Annotated in this window: 17 protein-coding genes; 12 read left to right on the top strand and 5 right to left on the bottom strand. The window is 72.1% G+C overall.

Going from position 1 to position 17,770, the window contains the following annotated elements; all coding sequences use genetic code 11:
- Nucleotides 1–27 precede the first annotated feature (27 nt).
- The 8 genes from ACFVQ0_RS14785 (at nucleotide 28) to ACFVQ0_RS14750 (ending at nucleotide 7,824) form a co-directional block, all read left to right on the top strand.
- Nucleotides 28–441, top strand: a complete 414-nt coding sequence (locus ACFVQ0_RS14785) for a DUF3151 domain-containing protein (RefSeq protein WP_390087988.1) — start codon at nucleotides 28–30, stop codon at nucleotides 439–441.
- A gap of 166 nt (nucleotides 442–607) precedes the next feature.
- Nucleotides 608–1,456 carry a tryptophan 2,3-dioxygenase family protein gene (locus ACFVQ0_RS14780; protein ID WP_390087986.1) on the top strand — a complete coding sequence of 283 codons (849 nt, stop codon included), beginning with the start codon at nucleotides 608–610 and terminating at the stop codon, nucleotides 1,454–1,456.
- Complete coding sequence (gene kynU / locus ACFVQ0_RS14775; RefSeq protein ID WP_390087984.1) at nucleotides 1,449–2,636, top strand: kynureninase; 1,188 nt, start codon at nucleotides 1,449–1,451, stop codon at nucleotides 2,634–2,636. The genes ACFVQ0_RS14780 and kynU overlap by 8 nt, the downstream gene beginning before the upstream one ends.
- Nucleotides 2,637–2,745: 109 nt before the next feature.
- Complete coding sequence (locus ACFVQ0_RS14770) at nucleotides 2,746–3,354, top strand: SUKH-4 family immunity protein (RefSeq protein WP_390087982.1); 609 nt, start codon at nucleotides 2,746–2,748, stop codon at nucleotides 3,352–3,354.
- A gap of 130 nt (nucleotides 3,355–3,484) precedes the next feature.
- Nucleotides 3,485–4,360, top strand: coding sequence for an alpha/beta hydrolase family protein (locus ACFVQ0_RS14765; protein WP_390087980.1), 876 nt, complete (start codon nucleotides 3,485–3,487; stop codon nucleotides 4,358–4,360).
- Between the two features lie 170 nt (nucleotides 4,361–4,530).
- On the top strand, nucleotides 4,531–5,781 hold the full coding sequence (locus tag ACFVQ0_RS14760; protein ID WP_390088840.1) for a sensor histidine kinase: 1,251 nt from the start codon (nucleotides 4,531–4,533) through the stop codon (nucleotides 5,779–5,781).
- A complete protein-coding gene (locus tag ACFVQ0_RS14755) occupies nucleotides 5,778–6,461 on the top strand; it encodes a response regulator (protein WP_390087978.1) in 684 nt (227 codons plus the stop codon). The genes ACFVQ0_RS14760 and ACFVQ0_RS14755 overlap by 4 nt, the downstream gene beginning before the upstream one ends.
- 127 nt (nucleotides 6,462–6,588) lie before the next feature.
- A complete protein-coding gene (locus ACFVQ0_RS14750) occupies nucleotides 6,589–7,824 on the top strand; it encodes a cytochrome P450 (RefSeq protein WP_390087976.1) in 1,236 nt (411 codons plus the stop codon).
- A 20-nt stretch (nucleotides 7,825–7,844) separates the two neighbouring features.
- Here ACFVQ0_RS14750 and ACFVQ0_RS14745 read toward each other — a convergent pair whose 3' ends face one another.
- From ACFVQ0_RS14745 to ACFVQ0_RS14735, 3 genes are all read right to left on the bottom strand, one after another.
- The gene (locus ACFVQ0_RS14745; RefSeq protein ID WP_390087974.1) at nucleotides 7,845–8,177 is read right to left on the bottom strand and encodes a hypothetical protein; all 333 of its coding nucleotides are present in this window, start codon (nucleotides 8,175–8,177) and stop codon (nucleotides 7,845–7,847) included.
- An 85-nt stretch (nucleotides 8,178–8,262) separates the two neighbouring features.
- Nucleotides 8,263–9,894 carry an ABC transporter permease gene (locus tag ACFVQ0_RS14740; protein WP_390087972.1) on the bottom strand — a complete coding sequence of 544 codons (1,632 nt, stop codon included), beginning with the start codon at nucleotides 9,892–9,894 and terminating at the stop codon, nucleotides 8,263–8,265.
- Entirely contained in the window at nucleotides 9,891–10,811 is a 921-nt protein-coding gene (locus ACFVQ0_RS14735) for an ATP-binding cassette domain-containing protein (protein WP_390087970.1), read from the bottom strand. The genes ACFVQ0_RS14740 and ACFVQ0_RS14735 overlap by 4 nt, the downstream gene beginning before the upstream one ends.
- Nucleotides 10,812–10,922: 111 nt before the next feature.
- On the opposite strand from ACFVQ0_RS14735, the gene ACFVQ0_RS14730 reads away from it, so the two are divergent.
- Nucleotides 10,923–11,480, top strand: a complete 558-nt coding sequence (locus ACFVQ0_RS14730; RefSeq protein ID WP_390087969.1) for a GbsR/MarR family transcriptional regulator — start codon at nucleotides 10,923–10,925, stop codon at nucleotides 11,478–11,480.
- 30 nt (nucleotides 11,481–11,510) lie between these two features.
- Here ACFVQ0_RS14730 and ACFVQ0_RS14725 read toward each other — a convergent pair whose 3' ends face one another.
- The gene (locus ACFVQ0_RS14725) at nucleotides 11,511–12,377 is read right to left on the bottom strand and encodes a diacylglycerol kinase (protein WP_390087968.1); all 867 of its coding nucleotides are present in this window, start codon (nucleotides 12,375–12,377) and stop codon (nucleotides 11,511–11,513) included.
- Nucleotides 12,378–12,563: 186 nt separating this feature from the next.
- Here ACFVQ0_RS14725 and ACFVQ0_RS14720 point away from each other — a divergent pair, with 186 nt between their 5' ends.
- Nucleotides 12,564–13,847 carry an adenylosuccinate synthase gene (locus tag ACFVQ0_RS14720; protein WP_390087967.1) on the top strand — a complete coding sequence of 428 codons (1,284 nt, stop codon included), beginning with the start codon at nucleotides 12,564–12,566 and terminating at the stop codon, nucleotides 13,845–13,847.
- 51 nt (nucleotides 13,848–13,898) lie between these two features.
- On the opposite strand, the gene ACFVQ0_RS14715 is transcribed toward ACFVQ0_RS14720, so the two are convergent.
- Nucleotides 13,899–15,434, bottom strand: coding sequence for a substrate-binding domain-containing protein (locus ACFVQ0_RS14715; protein WP_390087965.1), 1,536 nt, complete (start codon nucleotides 15,432–15,434; stop codon nucleotides 13,899–13,901).
- A 243-nt stretch (nucleotides 15,435–15,677) separates the two neighbouring features.
- Between ACFVQ0_RS14715 and ACFVQ0_RS14710 the strand changes: the two genes are divergently transcribed.
- Nucleotides 15,678–16,532 (top strand): glycoside hydrolase family 19 protein, encoded by an 855-nt coding sequence (locus ACFVQ0_RS14710; RefSeq protein WP_390088838.1) that lies wholly within the window; start codon nucleotides 15,678–15,680, stop codon nucleotides 16,530–16,532.
- Nucleotides 16,533–16,847: 315 nt separating this feature from the next.
- The gene (locus tag ACFVQ0_RS14705) at nucleotides 16,848–17,741 is read left to right on the top strand and encodes a glycoside hydrolase family 19 protein (RefSeq protein ID WP_390087963.1); all 894 of its coding nucleotides are present in this window, start codon (nucleotides 16,848–16,850) and stop codon (nucleotides 17,739–17,741) included.
- Nucleotides 17,742–17,770 lie beyond the last annotated feature (29 nt).

Genomic DNA, 17,770 nt, shown 5'->3' with positions numbered 1-17,770 from the left:
GGCGCCGGTGCCAGGCACACTTGGACCATGTCGATCCACGAGAACCTGCTCGGGGGCCCCGCCCCGACCCACCTGCCCGACGAACCGGGACCGCGCGAACTGCTCGCCGCGGACGTCGCTCCCGCCGAGGTCGCCGCGAAATACCCGACCTCCTCCCTGGCCTGGGCCCAGCTCGCCGACGAGGCGTTCGAAGGCGGCCGGGTCATCGAGTCGTACGCGTACGCCCGTACCGGCTACCACCGCGGCCTGGACGCACTGCGCCGGGCCGGCTGGAAGGGCCACGGCCCCGTACCGTTCGAGCACGAGCCGAACCGCGGATTCCTGCGCGCCCTGCACGCCCTGGCGCGCGCCGCGCAGGCGATCGGTGAGCAGGAGGAGTACGAGCGCTGCTCGACGTTCCTCCGGGACTCCTCCCCGACCGCCGCCGAGACCCTCGGCTAGACCCCACCCGCACCACGTGCCGCGCAGGCCCCGCAGACGTATCCCCGTCCGCGGGGCCTGCGCGCTCCCCGGGGCCGCCGTTTAGGATGCGAACAGGGGACCGGAGCTCCATCACCTCACGGAAGGGGCGGACCGCTACCCGGAAGCTCGTGTCGAGGAGACAGTGATGTCGACGATTCACCCCGACCCCGAAGCCACCGGTGCGCAGACCCCGCACCTCGACTTCGCGGGAACGACTCCGTACGAGGACTATGTCCAGGCGGACGTCCTGACCCACCTCCAGCACCTGCGCTCCGACGATCCGGGCGAGATGGTCTTCCTGGTCACCACCCAGGTCATGGAGCTGTGGTTCACCGTCATCGTCCACGAGTGGGAGACCGCCGCGCACGCCCTGCGCGAGGACCGGATTCCCGTCGCGCGCGACGCGCTGAAGCGGTCCGTGCGCGAGCTGGAGGCGCTCAACGCGTCCTGGACGCCGCTCGCGCAGCTCACCCCCGCACAGTTCAACTCCTACCGGTCCGCCCTCGGCGAGGGATCCGGTTTCCAGTCGGCGATGTACCGGCGGATGGAGTTCCTGCTCGGCGACAAGTCCGCGTCCATGCTCGTGCCGCACCGGGGCGCGCCCCGCGTGCACGCCGAGCTGGAGAAGGCGCTCGGGGAGCCGGGGCTGTACGACGAGGCCCTCGCGCTGCTCGCCCGGCGCGGCCACGCCGTCCCGCAGGACGTGCTCGGCCGCGACCTCAGCCAGAAGTACGAGCCCTCGCCCGAGGTCGAGGCCGTCTGGGCGGAGATCTACGCCAACCCCGATCAGCACGACGAGTTGGTCAGGCTCGGCGAGGCGCTCACCGACGTCGGTGAGCTGGTGTGGCGCTGGCGCAACGACCACCTCGTCGCCACCCGGCGGGCCATGGGCTCCAAGACCGGGACCGGTGGTTCGGCGGGCGTCGCCTGGCTGGAGAAGCGCGCCACCAAGAACGTGTTCCCCGAGCTCTGGACGGCCCGCAGCCATGTCTGACCTGCAGGAGCGCGCACGGGCGCTCGACACCGCCGACGAACTGGCACCGCTGCGCGAGCTGTTCACGCTCGACGACACCGTCTACCTGGACGGCAACTCGCTGGGCGCGCTGCCCCGCCACGTACCCGCCCGGATCCAGGAGGTCCTCACCCGCGAGTGGGGCGAGCTGCGCATCCGGTCCTGGGGCGAGAGCGGCTGGTGGACCGCGCCGGAGCGGATCGGTGACCGGATCGCGCCGATCGTCGGGGCCGCCGCCGGGCAGATCGTCGTCGGGGACTCCACCAGCGTCAACGTCTTCAAGGCCGTCGTCGCCGCGACCCGGCTGGCACCGGAGGGCCGCGACGAGATCCTCGTCGACGCGCACACCTTCCCCACCGACGGCTACATCGCCGCGTCCGCCGCCCGGATGACCGGCCACCGGATCGTCCCGGTGGCCCCCGCGGACGTGCCGGACGCCCTCGGTCCGCGTACCGCGGCCGTCCTGCTCAACCACGTCGACTACCGCTCGGGCAGGCTCCACGACCTGCCCGCGCTCACCGCCGCCGTGCGGGCGGCGGGCGCCGTCGCGGTCTGGGACCTGTGCCACAGCGCGGGCGCCCTGCCCGTGGACCTGGACCGGCACGGGGTGGACCTGGCGGTCGGCTGCACGTACAAGTACCTCAACGGCGGGCCCGGTTCGCCCGCTTACCTGTACGTCGCCGCCCGCCACCAGCCGGTGTTCGACTCGCCCCTGCCGGGGTGGACGTCGCACGCCGACCCGTTCGCGATGACCCCCGGCTACGAGGCGGCGGAAGGTGCCGTACGGGGCCGGGTCGGGACCCCCGACATCCTGTCGATGCTGGCCCTGGAGTCGTCCCTCGACGTGTGGGACGGCGTCGGGATCGAGGCGGTACGGGCCAAGTCCCTGGCGCTGACGGACTTCTTCCTGGAGTGCGTCGCGGCGTACGTCCCCGAAGGGCGCGTCACCTCGGTCACCCCGGCCGCCCACGCCGAACGCGGCAGCCAGGTCGCGCTGCGGTGCGAGGACGCCGAACCGGTGATGGCCGCGCTCATCGCGCGCGGAGTCGTCGGGGACCTGCGCCGCCCGGATGTGCTGCGGTTCGGATTCACCCCGCTGTACGTGGGATTCGCGGACGCGGAATGCGCGGCGCGGCTCCTCGCGGACGTGTTGGCCGGATAGGGGCTGTCCGGTGGCGTAGGCTCCCGGGTCAGTCCGGCGACCGGCTCGCCCCGGTCGCCGGACGGGCTCCGCCCTCGTCGCGGGCGGGCGGCGGAGGGGGTGGCACCGCATGATCTTCGACATCGACGGGGCGGCCGGAAGCGGCCGTTCCGGCTTCGTACGGGCCTCGCGCACGGTCCTCACCGATGTGGTGCGGCGGCCGGACGACCTCCGCATGTTGTGCGACGAGGGCTTCCCGCAGAGCCCCTTCCGGATGGCCCCGGCCCTCGTCGCGGACGACTGCGAGGCAGAGCCGACCAGCGTGGTCGACCTCGGTACGGACGTCGAGATCGCCGAGGCGGACTGCGGTGACCTGCTGCTCTTCGGCGCGGTTCAGGGCTGGTTCCTCTTCCTGCACCTCGGTGACGGCACGGTGCACGCGTTCCCCGACGGGATGGCGCTCTTCGAGGGGGACTTCCGGCCGGTGCACACGGACCTCTCCTCGCTCCGGCACATGCTGGAACTGCTGCACCGGCGCCAGCTGCTGACGGCGCGTGAGCGGACCGGCCCCCTCATCCTTCCCTCGCCGCGGGCCGCGCTCGACCGGTTCGCGGACGGCGTCGAGGCCGAGTTCGACGGCCTCGACCCGCTCGTCTTCTCCGAGGCGAGCTCCAGGGAGAGCCTCTGGGTCTACTTCTTCGGGGACCTGCGGAACGGGATGTACGACCCGGCCTACTAGGACCCCCTGTCGGCACCCCCGTCCGGGCGGGCGGTCGCGGTGGCCGCCGCCGGGGCGGGGAGCGCCTTCATACTGATACCGTCCCCGCAGGTCAGCCCAGTTGGGCATTGTCAGGGACGGTTGGAGCAGCATGTCGGATTCTGCCGCGCGTGATCAGGACGCAGCCGAGACCGAGTCCGCGTTCTCGCATCCGGTCGTCGCCCCCGACGCCTCCGCCTCCTACGGCAGCCACCCGGACCAGACGATCGACTTCTACGCCCCGCACGACGGCCGCACCGGCGCGCCCGTCGTCGTCGTCCTGCACGGCGGGGCGTGGCGGGCCCCGTACGACCGGCTCCACATTTCCCCGTTCGCGGGGTTCCTGGCCCGGCGCGGATTCGCCGTCGCCAGCGTCGAGTACCGGCGCGGCAGCGAGCTCCCGCAGCAGCGCGGCTCGGGCCCGGTCGCCGGCCGCTGGCCGGAGACCTTCGACGACGTCGCGGCGGCGATGGACGCGCTGCCCGAGCTGCTGGCGCGGGAGCTGCCCGCGGCGGACGCCCGGCGGATCGTGGTCACCGGCCACTCGGCGGGCGGGCAGCTGGCCCTGTGGGCGGCCGCCCGGCACGTGCTGCCGGAAGGGTCGCCGTGGCGGCTGCCGCGGCCGCCCGCGCTGCGCGGCGTGGTGGCCCTCGCACCCATCGCGGACTTCGCGTCGGCGACCGGGCTCGATGTGTGCTCCGGGGCGATCGGGCAGTTCCTGGGGCGCGAGGAGGACTACGCCGAGCGGAGCGCGCAGGCCGACCCGGCGCAGCTGCTGCCCACCGGCATCGCGACCGCCGTGGTGCAGGGAACCATGGACCTCACGGTTCCGCAGACGGTCGTGGAGGCGTTCGTCGACGCGGCGGCCAAGGAGGGCGAGACCGTGATGCTGACCCTGCTGCCCGGCGTCGGGCACTTCCCGCTGATCGATCCGGCGGCCGACGCGTGCGCGGTGGTGGCAGAGGAGATCGCCCAGCTCGCCTGGTGAGACCCGCGGTGGGCGGCGCGGGCGGACCCGCGCGGTGGCCGCGTAGTACTTGCGACGGACGGCGCAGGATCCGTATCTGTGCTGACGACCCCGCCCGCCGCGCCGCCTACCTTGGAAACGTGACCGAGACCAAGACCACGAACCCTGAGCTCCGGGCTGCCGCAGGAGCGATGGCAGGCCTGCGGCAGGACCTGATACACGACGCGTTCGCCTACCGCCCGCTGCCGCCCATGCGGACCGACGGGCCACTGACCCGTCGGCTGCCGGCGCGGCTCAGGGCCCGCGCCGGGTGGACCCCGCACGCGATGGTGCTGGGCGCCGCGCTGATCGCGTTCATGGAGGGTTTCGCCAGGACGGGCAACGCCGGTGTCCTGCTGTCCGGGCTGCTGCCCGCCGTCTGTGTCGCGATGACGCTGATCAGGCCGGTCGGGGCGTTCTGGCTGTCGATGGCGCTGATCCCGGTGACCTCGCTGTTCGGCGGCGGGGGCGGGCCTTGGGGGCCGAGCTCCTTCTTCGCCCATCTGGTCGTGCTGAACGTCGTCGCGGCCCGGACCCGGCCGCGTACCGCCGCCTGGATGTGGGGGCTGACCCTGCTGCTCGGCACGTTCGTGGTGAACGTCGCCGGCGGGGACTCCTCCTCGGGCACGGCTGCCATGGCCGTGTCCTCCGCGTTCGCCCTGCTCGTCGTGAGCCTGGTGCACATCCGCCGGGAGGCGGAGCGCGAGGTCACCGTGCAGCGCACCGTCACCGCCGTCGAGCGCGACCGGCGCACGCTGCTGGAGGAGCGCACCACCATCGCCCGCGAACTGCACGACGTGGTCGCCCACCACATGTCCGTCGTGGCGATCCAGGCCGAGGCCGCCCCGTACCGGGTGGAGAATCCGCCGCCCGAGCTGGAGCAGGCCTTCATCACGATCCGGGAGAACGCCGTCGCGGCGCTCACCGAACTGCGCCGGGTGCTCGGCGTCGTACGGGCCGAGGGCTACGAGGCGCCGGACGCGCCCCAGCCCACCCTGGCCGAGCTGGACGGGCTCCTCGCCAATGTCGCGGAGGCGGGACTGACGACCAGCAAGACGGTGACCGGCGCGGTGCGCGAACTGCCGCAGGGCGTCGAGCTGTCGGCGTACCGGATCATCCAGGAGGCCCTCAGCAACACCCTGCGCCACGCGCCGGGCGCCACCGCCGGGGTCGAGATCGGCTATGTGCTGGGCGGGCTGGGGCTGCGCGTGGTCAACGGCCCGCCGACCGGCCCGGTGAAACCCTCGCCGGGGGCCGGGCACGGGATCACCGGGATGCGGGAGCGGGTCGGGATGCTGAACGGTGAGATGACCGCGGAGGCGACCGCGGAAGGCGGTTACGAGGTCACCGCCTTCATCCCGGTCCAGCACACCCCCTCCGAGGCCCCCGTGGAGCAGTCATGACGACCCCCATCGCCCCGGACGCGGTGATCCGGGTCCTGATCGTCGACGACCAGATGATGGTCCGCGAGGGGTTCTCCGTGCTGCTCAACGCGATGCCGGGCATCGAGGTCGTGGGCGAGGCGGTCAACGGCCGCGAGGCGGTCTCGCAGGTCGCCGCCCTCCGCCCCGACGTGGTGCTGATGGACATCCGGATGCCGGAGCTGAACGGGATCGAGGCGACCCGCGAGATCGTCGCCGCCGACCGGGACGCCAAGGTGCTGGTGCTGACCACCTTCGACCTCGACGAGTACGTCTACCAGGCGCTGCGCGCCGGCGCGTCCGGCTTCCTCCTCAAGGACGCCTCGGCCCGGCAGCTCGCGGACGGCGTACGGGTGGTTGCCTCCGGAGAGGCGCTGCTCGCCCCCACCGTCACCAAGCGGCTGATCAACGAGTTCTCCAAGCTCGCGGCCGCCCCGCGCCCGCCCGCGCTCGCCCGGATCGGTGACCTCACCGAGCGCGAGACGGAGGTGCTGGTCCTCATCGCCCAGGGTCTGTCGAACGGGGAGATCGCCTCGCACCTGGTGGTCGCGGAGTCCACCATCAAGACCCATGTGAGCCGCATCCTGGTCAAGCTGGGCCTGCGCGACCGCACCCAGGCGGCCGTCTTCGCCTACGAGGCCCGGCTGGTCACGCCGGCCTGAGGGGGCGGTCCGGGGCGGGCCGGGACTGGGCCGAGCGGGCCGGGCTGGGCCGAGCGGGCCGGGCCCCGGTTCCGGTTTCGGCAGGTGGGGGCTGGTCCGGTGGCGGGTGGCCGGTTAGCGTCGGTTCATGAACCAGCCCCCGCGTGCCGCCGCAGGCTCCGCCGCCCCCTTCGATCCGTGGTCGGCGGCGTTCGTCGCCGACCCGTATCCCGCCTACGCCGAGCTGCGCGCCACCGGCCGGGCGCACTACTTCGAGCCCACGGACCAGTGGCTCGTCCCGCACCACGCCGATGTGTCCGCGCTGCTGCGCGACCGGCGGCTGGGGCGGACGTACCTGCACCGGTTCACCCACGAGGAGTTCGGCCGGACCGCCCCGCCCGCCGAGCACGAGCCGTTCGAGACGCTCAACGGGCAGGGGCTGCTGGACCTGGAGCCCCCGGACCACACCCGGATCCGGCGGCTGGTCTCCAAGGCGTTCACCCCGCGCACCGTCGAGCAGCTCGCGCCGACCGTCCGGCGGCTGGCCGCCGGGCTCGTCGACGACTTCGTCGCGCGGGGCGGGGGCGATCTGCTCACGGCGGTGGCCGAGCCACTGCCCGTCGCGGTGATCGCCGAGATGCTCGGCATCCCGGAGTCCGACCGCGCACCGCTGCGGCCCTGGTCCGCGGCGATCTGCGGGATGTACGAGCTGAACCCGTCCGAGGAAACCGCCCGCGCCGCCGTGCGCGCCTCGGTCGACTTCTCCGCGTACCTGCGCGAACTGATCGCCCAGCGGCGCGGCGACCCGGGTACGGATCTGATCTCCGCGCTCATCGCCGCCCACGACGAGGGCGAGCGGCTGACCGAGCAGGAGATGGTCTCCACCTGCGTGCTGCTGCTGAACGCCGGGCACGAGGCGACCGTCAACACCACGGTGAACGGCTGGTGGACGCTGCTGCGCCACCCCGAGCAGCTGGCCGCGCTGCGGGCCGACCACGGGCTGCTGCCGTCCGCGATCGAGGAGCTGATGCGGTACGACACCCCTCTTCAGATGTTCGAGCGCTGGGTCCTGGACGACATCGAGATCGGCGGCACGGTCATCCCTCGGGGTTCCGAGGTGGCGCTGCTCTTCGGCTCGGCCAACCGCGACCCGGCCCGCTTCCCCGAGCCGGACACCCTGGACCTCTCCCGGCAGGAGAACCCGCACATCACCTTCGGCGCCGGCATCCACTTCTGCCTGGGCGCCCCGCTGGCCCGGGTGGAACTGGCCGCCTCCTTCGGAGAGTTGCTGCGCAAGGCACCGGACATGCGGCTGGCGGAGGAACCGGAGTGGAACCCCGGGTACGTGATCCGTGGCGTGAAGGAACTGCGCGTCGAGCTGTGAACGGCGGGCCCCGGTGGGTCTCAGCAGGGCGAATACCCGCAGGGCGAGGGCGGTCCTTCGAGTACCTGGAACGTGACCCCGACGACTGCCAGTGCCGTGAGGAGCGCTCCGAACGCGAGGGCCCGCCGCCATCTCCCCCGTACCAGGCACAGCGTGCCCAGCGCGGCCGCGACGCCGCCCAGCGTCATGACCGGCAGCCCCTGCCAGAGGATGTCCCACTCGGCCTCACCCTCGAAGCCGCCCAGGATGCCGCGCCGCGCGTAGGGCGCCCAGACGAGCATCCCCGCGGCGGCCCCGGCTGCGGCCACGGCGAATCCGGCAACTCCGTCGAGCGCTTCCCTGCGGTCATCCATATGGGCGATGACGCCCACCGGGCCACGCGTGGTTGCGGACCGTCCCGCTCGGGCGGCATCCCCGCACGCGCGGGGAGCGGACTCCTCAGCTCAGCATGTCGCGCCGCCGCAGCGCGGCCAGTCCTCCCGCTGTCAGGGCTGCCGCGAGCACGGTGAGCAGCACCGCCGGACCCCACACCAGCTCCGCCCCCGGCAGCTTCGGCAGGTGCGTGAACGGCGACAGGTCCATCACCGGCTGCGGCAGATCCAGGGCCGGGCCGATCCAGCCCAGGGCCAGACAGATCCCGACCAGCCCCCAGGCGGCCGGGGCGGCCTTGGGCAGCGCCCCGTACAGCAGGGCCGTCACCCCGCCCAGCAGCCAGACGGCGGGCAGTTGTATCATTGCGGCGCCGAGCACGGCGGGCAGTTCGTGCCCGTATCCGGCGGCGAGGCCGAGGCCGCCGGCCACCATGATCAGGGCGGCGCCGCCGAAGGCGATGAGCAGATGGCCGGCCGCCCAGCCGATCCGGCCGACCCCGCCCGCCAGCACCGGCTCGGCCCGCCCGGCGGTCTCCTCGCCGTGCGGGCGCAGCACGGAGGAGACGATGTACAGCGCCGCCACCGTGCCGAGCACGGAGACCATCGAGGCGAGGAACGCGTCGGTCAGACCGGCCTGGCCGCCCATCCGCTCGAAGATCTCCCTGGTCTTCTCGTTGTCCCCCACGAGATCGGCGGCTCCGCCGGTCAGCCCGCCGAAGACGGCGCCGACCGCGGCGAACGACACCGTCCAGCCCAGCAGCGCGCCGCGCTGGAGCCGCACGGCCAGCCCGAAGGCGGTGGAGATCCGGCCCCGGGCGGGCCCCGGCCGGGTCGCCAGGAAGCTCATGCCGACATCGCGCCGCCCGGTCAGCGCGTACGCCGCGGCGCACTGCACCGCCACGGCCCCGCCGATCACCAGGAGCACCCACCAGCGTTCGTCCGCGTACGGTCTGACGTTCTCCGCCCAGCCGATCGGGGAGAGCCAGGTGAACACGGACGAACCGTCGTCCGTCGCGGAGTCGCCCGCCGCCTTCAGGACGAACGCGGCGCCGATCACCGCGGCCGTCAGCCCCTTCGCGAGCCGGGCGCTCTCGGTGAACTGGGCGGCGATCGCGGCGGTGCAGGCGAACAGCACACCGACCCCGGCGACGGCCAGCGCGATCGCCACCGCCCCCGCGCCGCCCGCCCCGGAGCCGGCCATCCCGGCCATGATCACCAGGGCCAGCGCGGCGTTGGCGACGACGGCCGCGAGGAGTGCGGCGGTCAGCGGGGCGCGGCGGCCCACCATGGCGGAGGAGAGCATCTCCTGACGGCCGGTCTCCTCCTCCTCTCGGGTGTGCCGCACGACGACCACCAGGCTCATCACCGCGGCCAGCGCGGCGCCGAAGGCGATCATGCGCCAGCTGACGAGCCCGCCGACGGAGTCGCTGAACACCGGCCCGTACATCGCCCGCAGGGAGCTGTTGCCGTTCATCGAGGCGGCGAGCTCGGCGCGTTGGGCCTCGGTGCCGTAGAGCGAGGAGATGGACTTCCCGACGGAGGAGAAGGAGCCGCCGAGCACGATCACCCAGAGCGGCATGATGACCCGGTCGCGCCGCAGGGCGAGCCTCAGCAGGGCCCAGGTCCCCGCGAGCTGTCCGGTGCCGGTCCCGGTCCGGCGGCCGCTGCCGGCCTGTGCGGTCATGGTCACGGCGGTCATCGCGCCGCCACCCCCGTGTCGGCGCCCGCGCCCGCGTCGGCCGTGTAGTGGCGCAGGAACAGCTCCTCCAGCGTGGGCGGGGTGCTGGTCAGCGACCGGACCCCGGACGCGGTGAGCGATCTCAGGACGGCGTCGAGCTTGTCCGTATCGACCTGGAGCGAGACCTCGTGCCCCCGCACGTCCAGGTCGTGCACCCCGGGCAGCGCGGACAGCCCCTCCGGCTCACCGGCCAGCTCGGCCTTGATGTTCGTACGCGTCAGGTGGCGCATCCCGGCCAGCGAGCCCGTCTCCACCGTCCGGCCCTGGCGGATGATGGAGACCCGGTCGCAGAGCGACTCGACCTCGCTGAGGATGTGGCTGGAGAGCAGCACCGTGCGCCCGCGCTCGCGCTCCTCGGCGACACAGCTCTGGAAGACCTCCTCCATCAACGGATCGAGCCCGCTCGTCGGCTCGTCCAGGACCAGCAGGTCCACATCGGAGGCGAACGCGGCGACCAGCGCGACCTTCTGCCGGTTGCCCTTGGAGTACGTACGGCCCTTCTTGGTCGGGTCGAGCTCGAACCGCTCCACGAGCTCCGCGCGGCGGGCGTCGTCCAGCCCGCCGCGCAGCCGCCCGTACAGATCGATCACCTCGCCGCCGGAGAGGTTGCGCCACAGCGTGACGTCACCGGGGACATACGCCACCCGCCGGTGCAGCTCCACCGCGTCGCGCCAAGGGTCGCGGCCGAGCAGCTGGGCGGCGCCCGAATCGGCCCGCAGCAGGCCCAGCAGGACCCGGATGGTGGTGGACTTCCCCGATCCGTTGGGCCCGAGGAAGCCGTGGACCTCACCGGACTCGACGGTCAGGTCGAGCCCGTCCAGCGCATGCGTCCGGCCGAACGACTTGTGCAGTCCGGCCACGGTGATTGCCTTCGTCATGATTTTGAACGTACGCTACTTTCACAAACTTGTGAAGTTAAGGAAACGTATAAACTCGGACGAGTGACGGGGGCGGGACCGGGATGGGTACGCAGGGAGACGATGGGGCTGATGAGCAGCGAATCCGCGGAGACAGCAGAGGACCGGCAGGACCCGGCCGGGGCGCCCGTGCAGCGGGACGCGGAGGCGGTCTCGCGCTTCGTCGAGCGGTTCGCGTCCGAGATGACGGAGGCGGGGATGCAGCGGATGGCGTCCCGGGTCTTCGCCGCCCTGCTCGCGGACGACGACGCCTCGATGACCTCCGCCGAGCTCGCCCTGGCGCTTCAGATCAGCCCGGCCGCCGTGTCCGGCGCGGTGAATTACCTCACTCAGGTCAGCATGGTCGGCCGGGAGCGCGAACCGGGCTCGCGCCGCGACCGCTACCGCCTGCACAACGAGATCTGGTACACCACCTTCGCCAGCCGCGACCAGGTGCTGACCCGCTGGGAGCGCACCCTCAGGGAGGGGGCCCGCACGCTGGGCGAGCACACGCCCGCCGGCGCCCGGATCGCGGAGACGGCGGCTTTCTTCGAGTTCCTCCAGTCGGAGCTGGAGGGGCTGATGGCCCGCTGGCACGACCACCGCAAGACGCTCGGCCTCCCGGCGGCGGACGGATACGCGGGCCCCTGAGCGCCGCCCGGGGCGGCCCGCACCGGGGGTCTACGCCGCCTGCACCGGCAGCATCAGCCCCCACGCCCCCGCCCGCACCGTCCAGGTGCGCGTCCGCACCGGCCCGCCGACCTGTATGTCCGCGCGGTAGCGGAAGTCGGGCCCCGAGATCGTGACGGCCTTGGCCCCGGTGCTCACCGGGTCGCCGTCCGGCGGGTGGATCGTGACCTCCGCGAGGCCGCCGACGCCGCCGACGCCGCACCCCGAGGTCACCGTCACCGCTTCGACCGGCCGATCCAGGTCGTTCAGCAGGACCCCGTCCGCCTCGATCCGCAGCCGGTGCGTGCGCAGCGGCGCGGGCAGGGCGGAGGGCGCCGGGCGCACCAGGGTCCGGACCAGGGAGCGGCAGGTGTCCCAGACCGCCGTGACGGCCGAGTGGGAGCCCTCCGTGCCCGGGGCGCTGCTCGGGGCCGGGATGCGCAGCGCGCCCAGGACCACGCCGTCACTGTCGTCGACCATCAGGTCCAGCCGCCGCACGGCCCCGTCCAGCGCGGTGCGGGCCGCCTCCACCGCGCTGGACGGCACGCCGAGGGAAACAGCCAGTTCCAGGGCCGCCGCCGCGCCGACCGGGATCAGCGAAAGGGCGCTTCCGGCCGGTTCCCGCTCCCGGTGCAGCTGGGCCACCGCCCGCCGCAGCGCCCGGTCGTCACCGATCACCACCGGCCGCCGGGAGCCCCTGCGGGAGAGGGCGCGGGCGAACTCCTCCGGCCCGTCCGGGAGGCAGATCTTGGCGTGCGAGCCCGCGCTCAGCACGTCCTTCGCGATACGGACGGACTCGCCGTCCGTCCGGCGGGCGACCGGATCGATCACCACCAGCAGATGGGGCGCACCGTTACCGGGGGGCTGGGCAGCCGACACCTCGGTCCTTCCTCGGGTAGCATCTTGGTGCAAGAGCCCCTTGCGCTATTGCGCCAGGGGCTTGGTCTATTCCGGGGCACCCGGTTCGACGGTTCAGGCCTTGTCGTACAACGTCGTACGGCATGTACGACGTTTACGTACGCCCCCTGACCTTGGACATGCCCCGCCCGGAAGGGGTGTACGCCTGTGCCCGCACTTGTGCTGCTCGGTGCTCAGTGGGGTGACGAGGGCAAGGGGAAGGCCACCGACCTCCTCGGTGGATCCGTGGACTATGTGGTGCGATACCAGGGCGGCAACAATGCCGGCCACACGGTGGTCGTCGGCGACCAGAAGTACGCACTGCATCTCCTCCCCTCCGGAATCCTGTCACCGGGGTGTACCCCGGTCATCGGAAACGGTGTCGTGGTCGACCCGGCCGTCCTGCTCTCCGAGCTGAGTGGGCTGAACGACCGCGGCGTGGACACGTCCAAGCTGCTGATCAGCGGTAACGCCCATTTGATCACCCCGTACAACGTCACCGTCGACAAGGTGACGGAACGGTTCCTCGGGAAGCGCAAGATCGGCACGACCGGGCGCGGTATCGGCCCGACGTACGCCGACAAGATCAACCGGGTCGGCATCCGCGTCCAGGACCTCTACGACGAGTCGATCCTGGAGCAGAAGGTCGAGGCGGCCCTGGAGCAGAAGAACCAGCTGCTGGCCAAGGTCTTCAACCGGCGCGCCATCGAGGCCCCCAAGGTCGTCGAGGACATGCTCCAGTACGCGGAGCAGATCAAGCCCTTCGTCGCCGACACCTCGCTGATCCTGAACGACGCCATCGACGCGGGCAAGGTCGTCCTCTTCGAGGGCGGTCAGGGCACGCTGCTCGACGTCGACCACGGCACGTACCCCTTCGTCACCTCGTCGAACCCGACCGCGGGCGGCGCCTGCACCGGTTCCGGCGTGGGACCGACGAAGATCAGCCGGGTCATCGGCATCCTCAAGGCCTATACGACGCGCGTCGGCGCCGGTCCGTTCCCGACGGAGCTGCTCGACGAGGACGGCGAGGCGCTGCGCAGGATCGGTGGCGAGCGCGGTGTCACCACCGGTCGTGACCGCCGCTGCGGCTGGTTCGACGCCCCGATCGCGCGGTACGCGACCCGGGTCAACGGCCTCACCGACTTCTTCCTCACCAAGCTGGACGTGCTGACCGGCTGGGAGCGGATCCCGGTGTGTGTGGCGTACGAGATCGACGGCAAGCGCGTCGAGGAGCTCCCGTACAACCAGACCGACTTCCACCACGCGAAGCCCGTCTACGAGATGCTGCCGGGCTGGTCCGAGGACATCACCAAGGCGAAGACCTTCTCCGACCTGCCGAAGAACGCGCAGGGTTACGTGAAGGCGCTGGAGGAGATGTCCGGCGCCCCGATCTCCGCGATCGGCGTCGGCCCCGGCCGGACCGAGACGATCGAGATCAACTCGTTCCTGTAGGGAACACCGTGAGGGGCGGCCGGGGCGCGGAGTGCGCCCCGGCCGCCCCTCTCATTCCTCCCCGCAGATCCGCAGCCCCTGGGGCGTCGCGCACGGCAGGTGGCCGTGGGTGCGGACGACGTCCTGGCCGCTGCCCCGGCTGAGGTAGGCCAGGAAGCTGGAGGCCAGCGAGTCGGCGGGCGGGCTGCCGTAGGTGTACGCGTACTCGATCTCCCGGTACGGGTAGCCGCCGGTGCCGATCGTGTCGACGGACGGGGTGTCGCCGTCGATGGCGACCGGGTGCGCCCCGGCGGGTTTGGTGCCGGAGCGCAGTTCGCTGTAGCCGATCGCGCCGGGGAGCCGGCCCACCTCGGCCAGGACCTGTTCGGTGGAGTCGAGTTCGCAGCGGATGACGGGGGCCCGCGGGTCGTCCTTCGTGGTGCAGTCGCGGGAGGACTGGGCGGGCTCGTTGCGGCCCAGGACGCGGCGCTGGAACACCTCGCGGGTACCGGAGTTGGCGTCCCGGCTGACCAGCAGTACGGGCAGGTCCGGGCCGCCCAGCTGCCGCCAGTCGTGGATGTCGCCCCGGTAGATCCGGCGGATGTCGTCGCCGGTCAGGTTCTTCAGCGGGACCCGGTCGTTGACGACCAGGCGGAAGAGCGAGACGGCGACGCGGTTCTCGCGCAGTTGCGGGAAGCCGCTCGGCTTGGACCCGTCGGAGAAGGCCACCAGAGCGGGCGACCCGGACTTCCCGGCCGCCGTACCCCGGTCGGCCAGTTCGCGTATCCCCGCCGTGCTGCCGTGCGCGTCCACGGTGACGGTGGCCCCCTCGCACGCCTCGCCGTACTTCGCCGCCAGCTCCCGCAGGACCGGGGCGAAGGCGGTGGAGCCGGTCAGGGTCAGCTCGCCGCGGGCGCAGCCGATGGGCGGGCGGGTGTCGTCCCGTACCAGGATGATGGCGGCCAGCGTGACGACACAGACGGTCAGCGCGACGGTGATGGACCGGGCGGCCCGGCCGAACAGCGGGGGCTTCTCGTCGGGGCGGGCCGCCTTGTTCGGCGTCACCTCGCCGTCCCGGATGCCGCCGGTGACCCGGATCGGGGAGCCCACCCGGGAACCGGTCAGCAGGACCAGCAGCTTGAAGTGCTCGCCCCGGTTGAGCGGCACGCGCGGCAGCCGGATCAGGGAGCCGCTCTCGCGCAGCCCGGCGGACGGGGTGAAGTGGTCCATGAGGTGGTCGGCGCCGGGGGAGTGGGTGACGGCGATGCCGCGGACCCGGCGTTCGGTGAACTCGACGACCAGGCCGTGCAGTTGTTCGTCAGGCCCGGTGTAGTCGCCGCGGGCGATGGACTGCGATCCGTCGTTCTCGACGCGCAGCAGGACGAGGGTGGCGTCGGACATGTCCGGTGTCTCGTCGAAGAGCCCGAGCCGGACGTTGGCCCGGCCCTGGCCGGCGTCACTGCCGATCGGGGTGTCCATCTGCACCCGGTAGCCGATGCGTTTGCGCCGGGGCACCCGGCGCTCGTACCAGAGCACGCCGACGGAGGCGAGGACGCCCAGTACGGCGGTCGCCACGGCCACGACGTTCTCTGCGCTGAGCCACTCCACGCTCCGGCCTCCTGCCTGTCGGACGCCTGTACGGGTTCGGGTGCGCGTCACCGTAGGGGCGCCGATGGGCGGACGGATGGCCGAAATATGACCAACAGGCGTCCGCAGCACTGCGATTGGTCCGAACCTTGACAGGTCCAGACCAATCGGGGTTGGGTGTCGGGATGCCCGGACGGCCCGTCCGCCGAGGTCCTGTCGAAGGAGTGAGCAGCGCTGAACCGCATCAAGAGCGTCCTGACCGTCCTGAGTGCCGTCATCGCGACGGCGGCCTTCTTCCCCGCCACGGCGAACGCGGCGGCCCCCGAGCCCGGCCCGGCCGCCGCGTGCGCGCCGCTCTGGAGCTCCTCGACCGCCTACACGGCAGGCGGCACCGTCTCGCACCACGGCCGCAACTGGACGGCCAAGTGGTGGACGCAGAACGAGAATCCGGGCGCCACCACCGTCTGGACCGACGCCGGGGCCTGTACGGGAGGGGTCTCCGACTTCGTCATCAGCGAGGCGGAGTTCGACCGGATCTTCCCGGACCGCGCCCCCTTCTACACGTACCAGGGGCTGATCGACGCCCTGCACGCCTACCCGCGCTTCGCGAACACCGGGACCGAGGCGATGCGGAGCCGGGAGGCGGCGGCGTTCCTGACCCATGCCGACTTCGAGTCGGTCGGGCTCCAGTACGTGAAGGAGATCAACGAGGCCAACTACTGGATCAAGTGCGACTACAGCCAGCCCTTCGGCTGTCCGGCCGGTCAGTCCGCGTACTACGGGCGCGGCCCGATCATGTTCAGCTGGAACTTCAACTACAAGGCCGCCGGTGACGCGCTCGGCCTCGACCTGCTGAACGATCCGTGGCTGGTCGAGCAGGACCCGTCGGTCGCCTGGCAGACCGCGCTCTGGTACTGGAACACCCAGAACGGCCCCGGCACCATGACCTCGCACGAGGCCATGGTCGGCGGCGCCGGGTTCGGCGAGACGATCCGCTCGCTCAACGGCGCGCTGGAGTGCGACGGAGGCAACCCCGATTCGGTGCGGGCGCGGGTCGCCGCGTACGAGCGGATCACCGGGATCATCGGCACCGACCCCGGTTCCGGGCTGACCTGTTGATGATCCGTCGGCTCCGATGCGGCTGACCGGTCGGACAGTAGAACGTCCCGCATGCTGGACGGGCCCGAAGGTTTTACCTTCGGGCCCGTCGCGGTCTCCGGGGCGGGTGCGGAGCGACTCCTTCCGAAATCAGTGCTGTTGGGGCTGCGTGTCACGTGGGAGCCGGGTGATCGGTGCGCGTGGGGGTGGTGGAGTGGGAAGGTTTCCTAACGATGGTCTAGACCTTGACAGGTCCAGACCAGGGCGCTTGAGTGTCGGCACCCCCCATGGCGGCGCACCGATGAGCTCGGTGCGCCGCGCCGAAGGAGTGTTCACATGATCAGACGCATCATGGGCCTGCTCACCGCGCTGGGCGCGGTCGTCGCGACGCTTGTCATCCTCCCCGCCACCACCGCTTCGGCAGCCGACTGCGCGGCCGCCTGGAACTCCTCGTCCGTCTACACGGGCGGCGGCTCCGCCTCGTACAACGGGCACAACTGGACCGCCAAGTGGTGGACCCAGAACGAGACGCCCGGCAGCTCCGACGTCTGGGCGGACGCGGGCAGTTGTGGCGGCGGCGGCACCGACCCCGGTGACCCGGGCTCCTCCGCGGACTTCATCGTCAGCGAGGCGCAGTTCAACCAGATGTTCCCGGGCCGCAACCCCTTCTACACGTACAGCGGGCTGACCGCCGCGCTGGACGCCTACCCCGGCTTCGCCAACACCGGCAGCGACACGGTGAAGAAGCAGGAGGCGGCCGCCTTCCTCGCCAACGTCAGCCACGAGACCGGCGGTCTGGTGTACGTGGTCGAGCAGAACACGGCCAACTACCCCCACTACTGCGACAGCACCCAGCCCTACGGCTGCCCGGCGGGCCAGGCCGCGTACTACGGGCGCGGCCCGATCCAGCTCAGCTGGAACTTCAACTACAAGGCCGCCGGTGACGCCCTCGGCATCGACCTGCTGGGCAACCCCTACCTGGTCGAGCAGGACGCGGCCGTGGCCTGGAAGACCGGCCTCTGGTACTGGAACACCCAGAACGGCCCCGGCACCATGACGGCCCACAACGCCATGGTGAACGGCGCCGGATTCGGCGAGACGATCCGCTCCATCAACGGCTCCATCGAGTGCAACGGCGGCAACCCCGCCCAGGTGCAGAGCCGGATCGACCGTTACCAGTCCTTCGTATCGATCCTCGGCACCACGCCCGGATCCAACCTGAGCTGCTGACGCGCGGGCTCCCGTGGACGGGGGGCACC

This window comes from Streptomyces sp. NPDC057900 (assembly GCF_042887885.1).
GTDB lineage: Bacteria > Actinomycetota > Actinomycetes > Streptomycetales > Streptomycetaceae > Streptomyces.
This window is presented reverse-complemented; position numbering and strand designations above follow the sequence as displayed.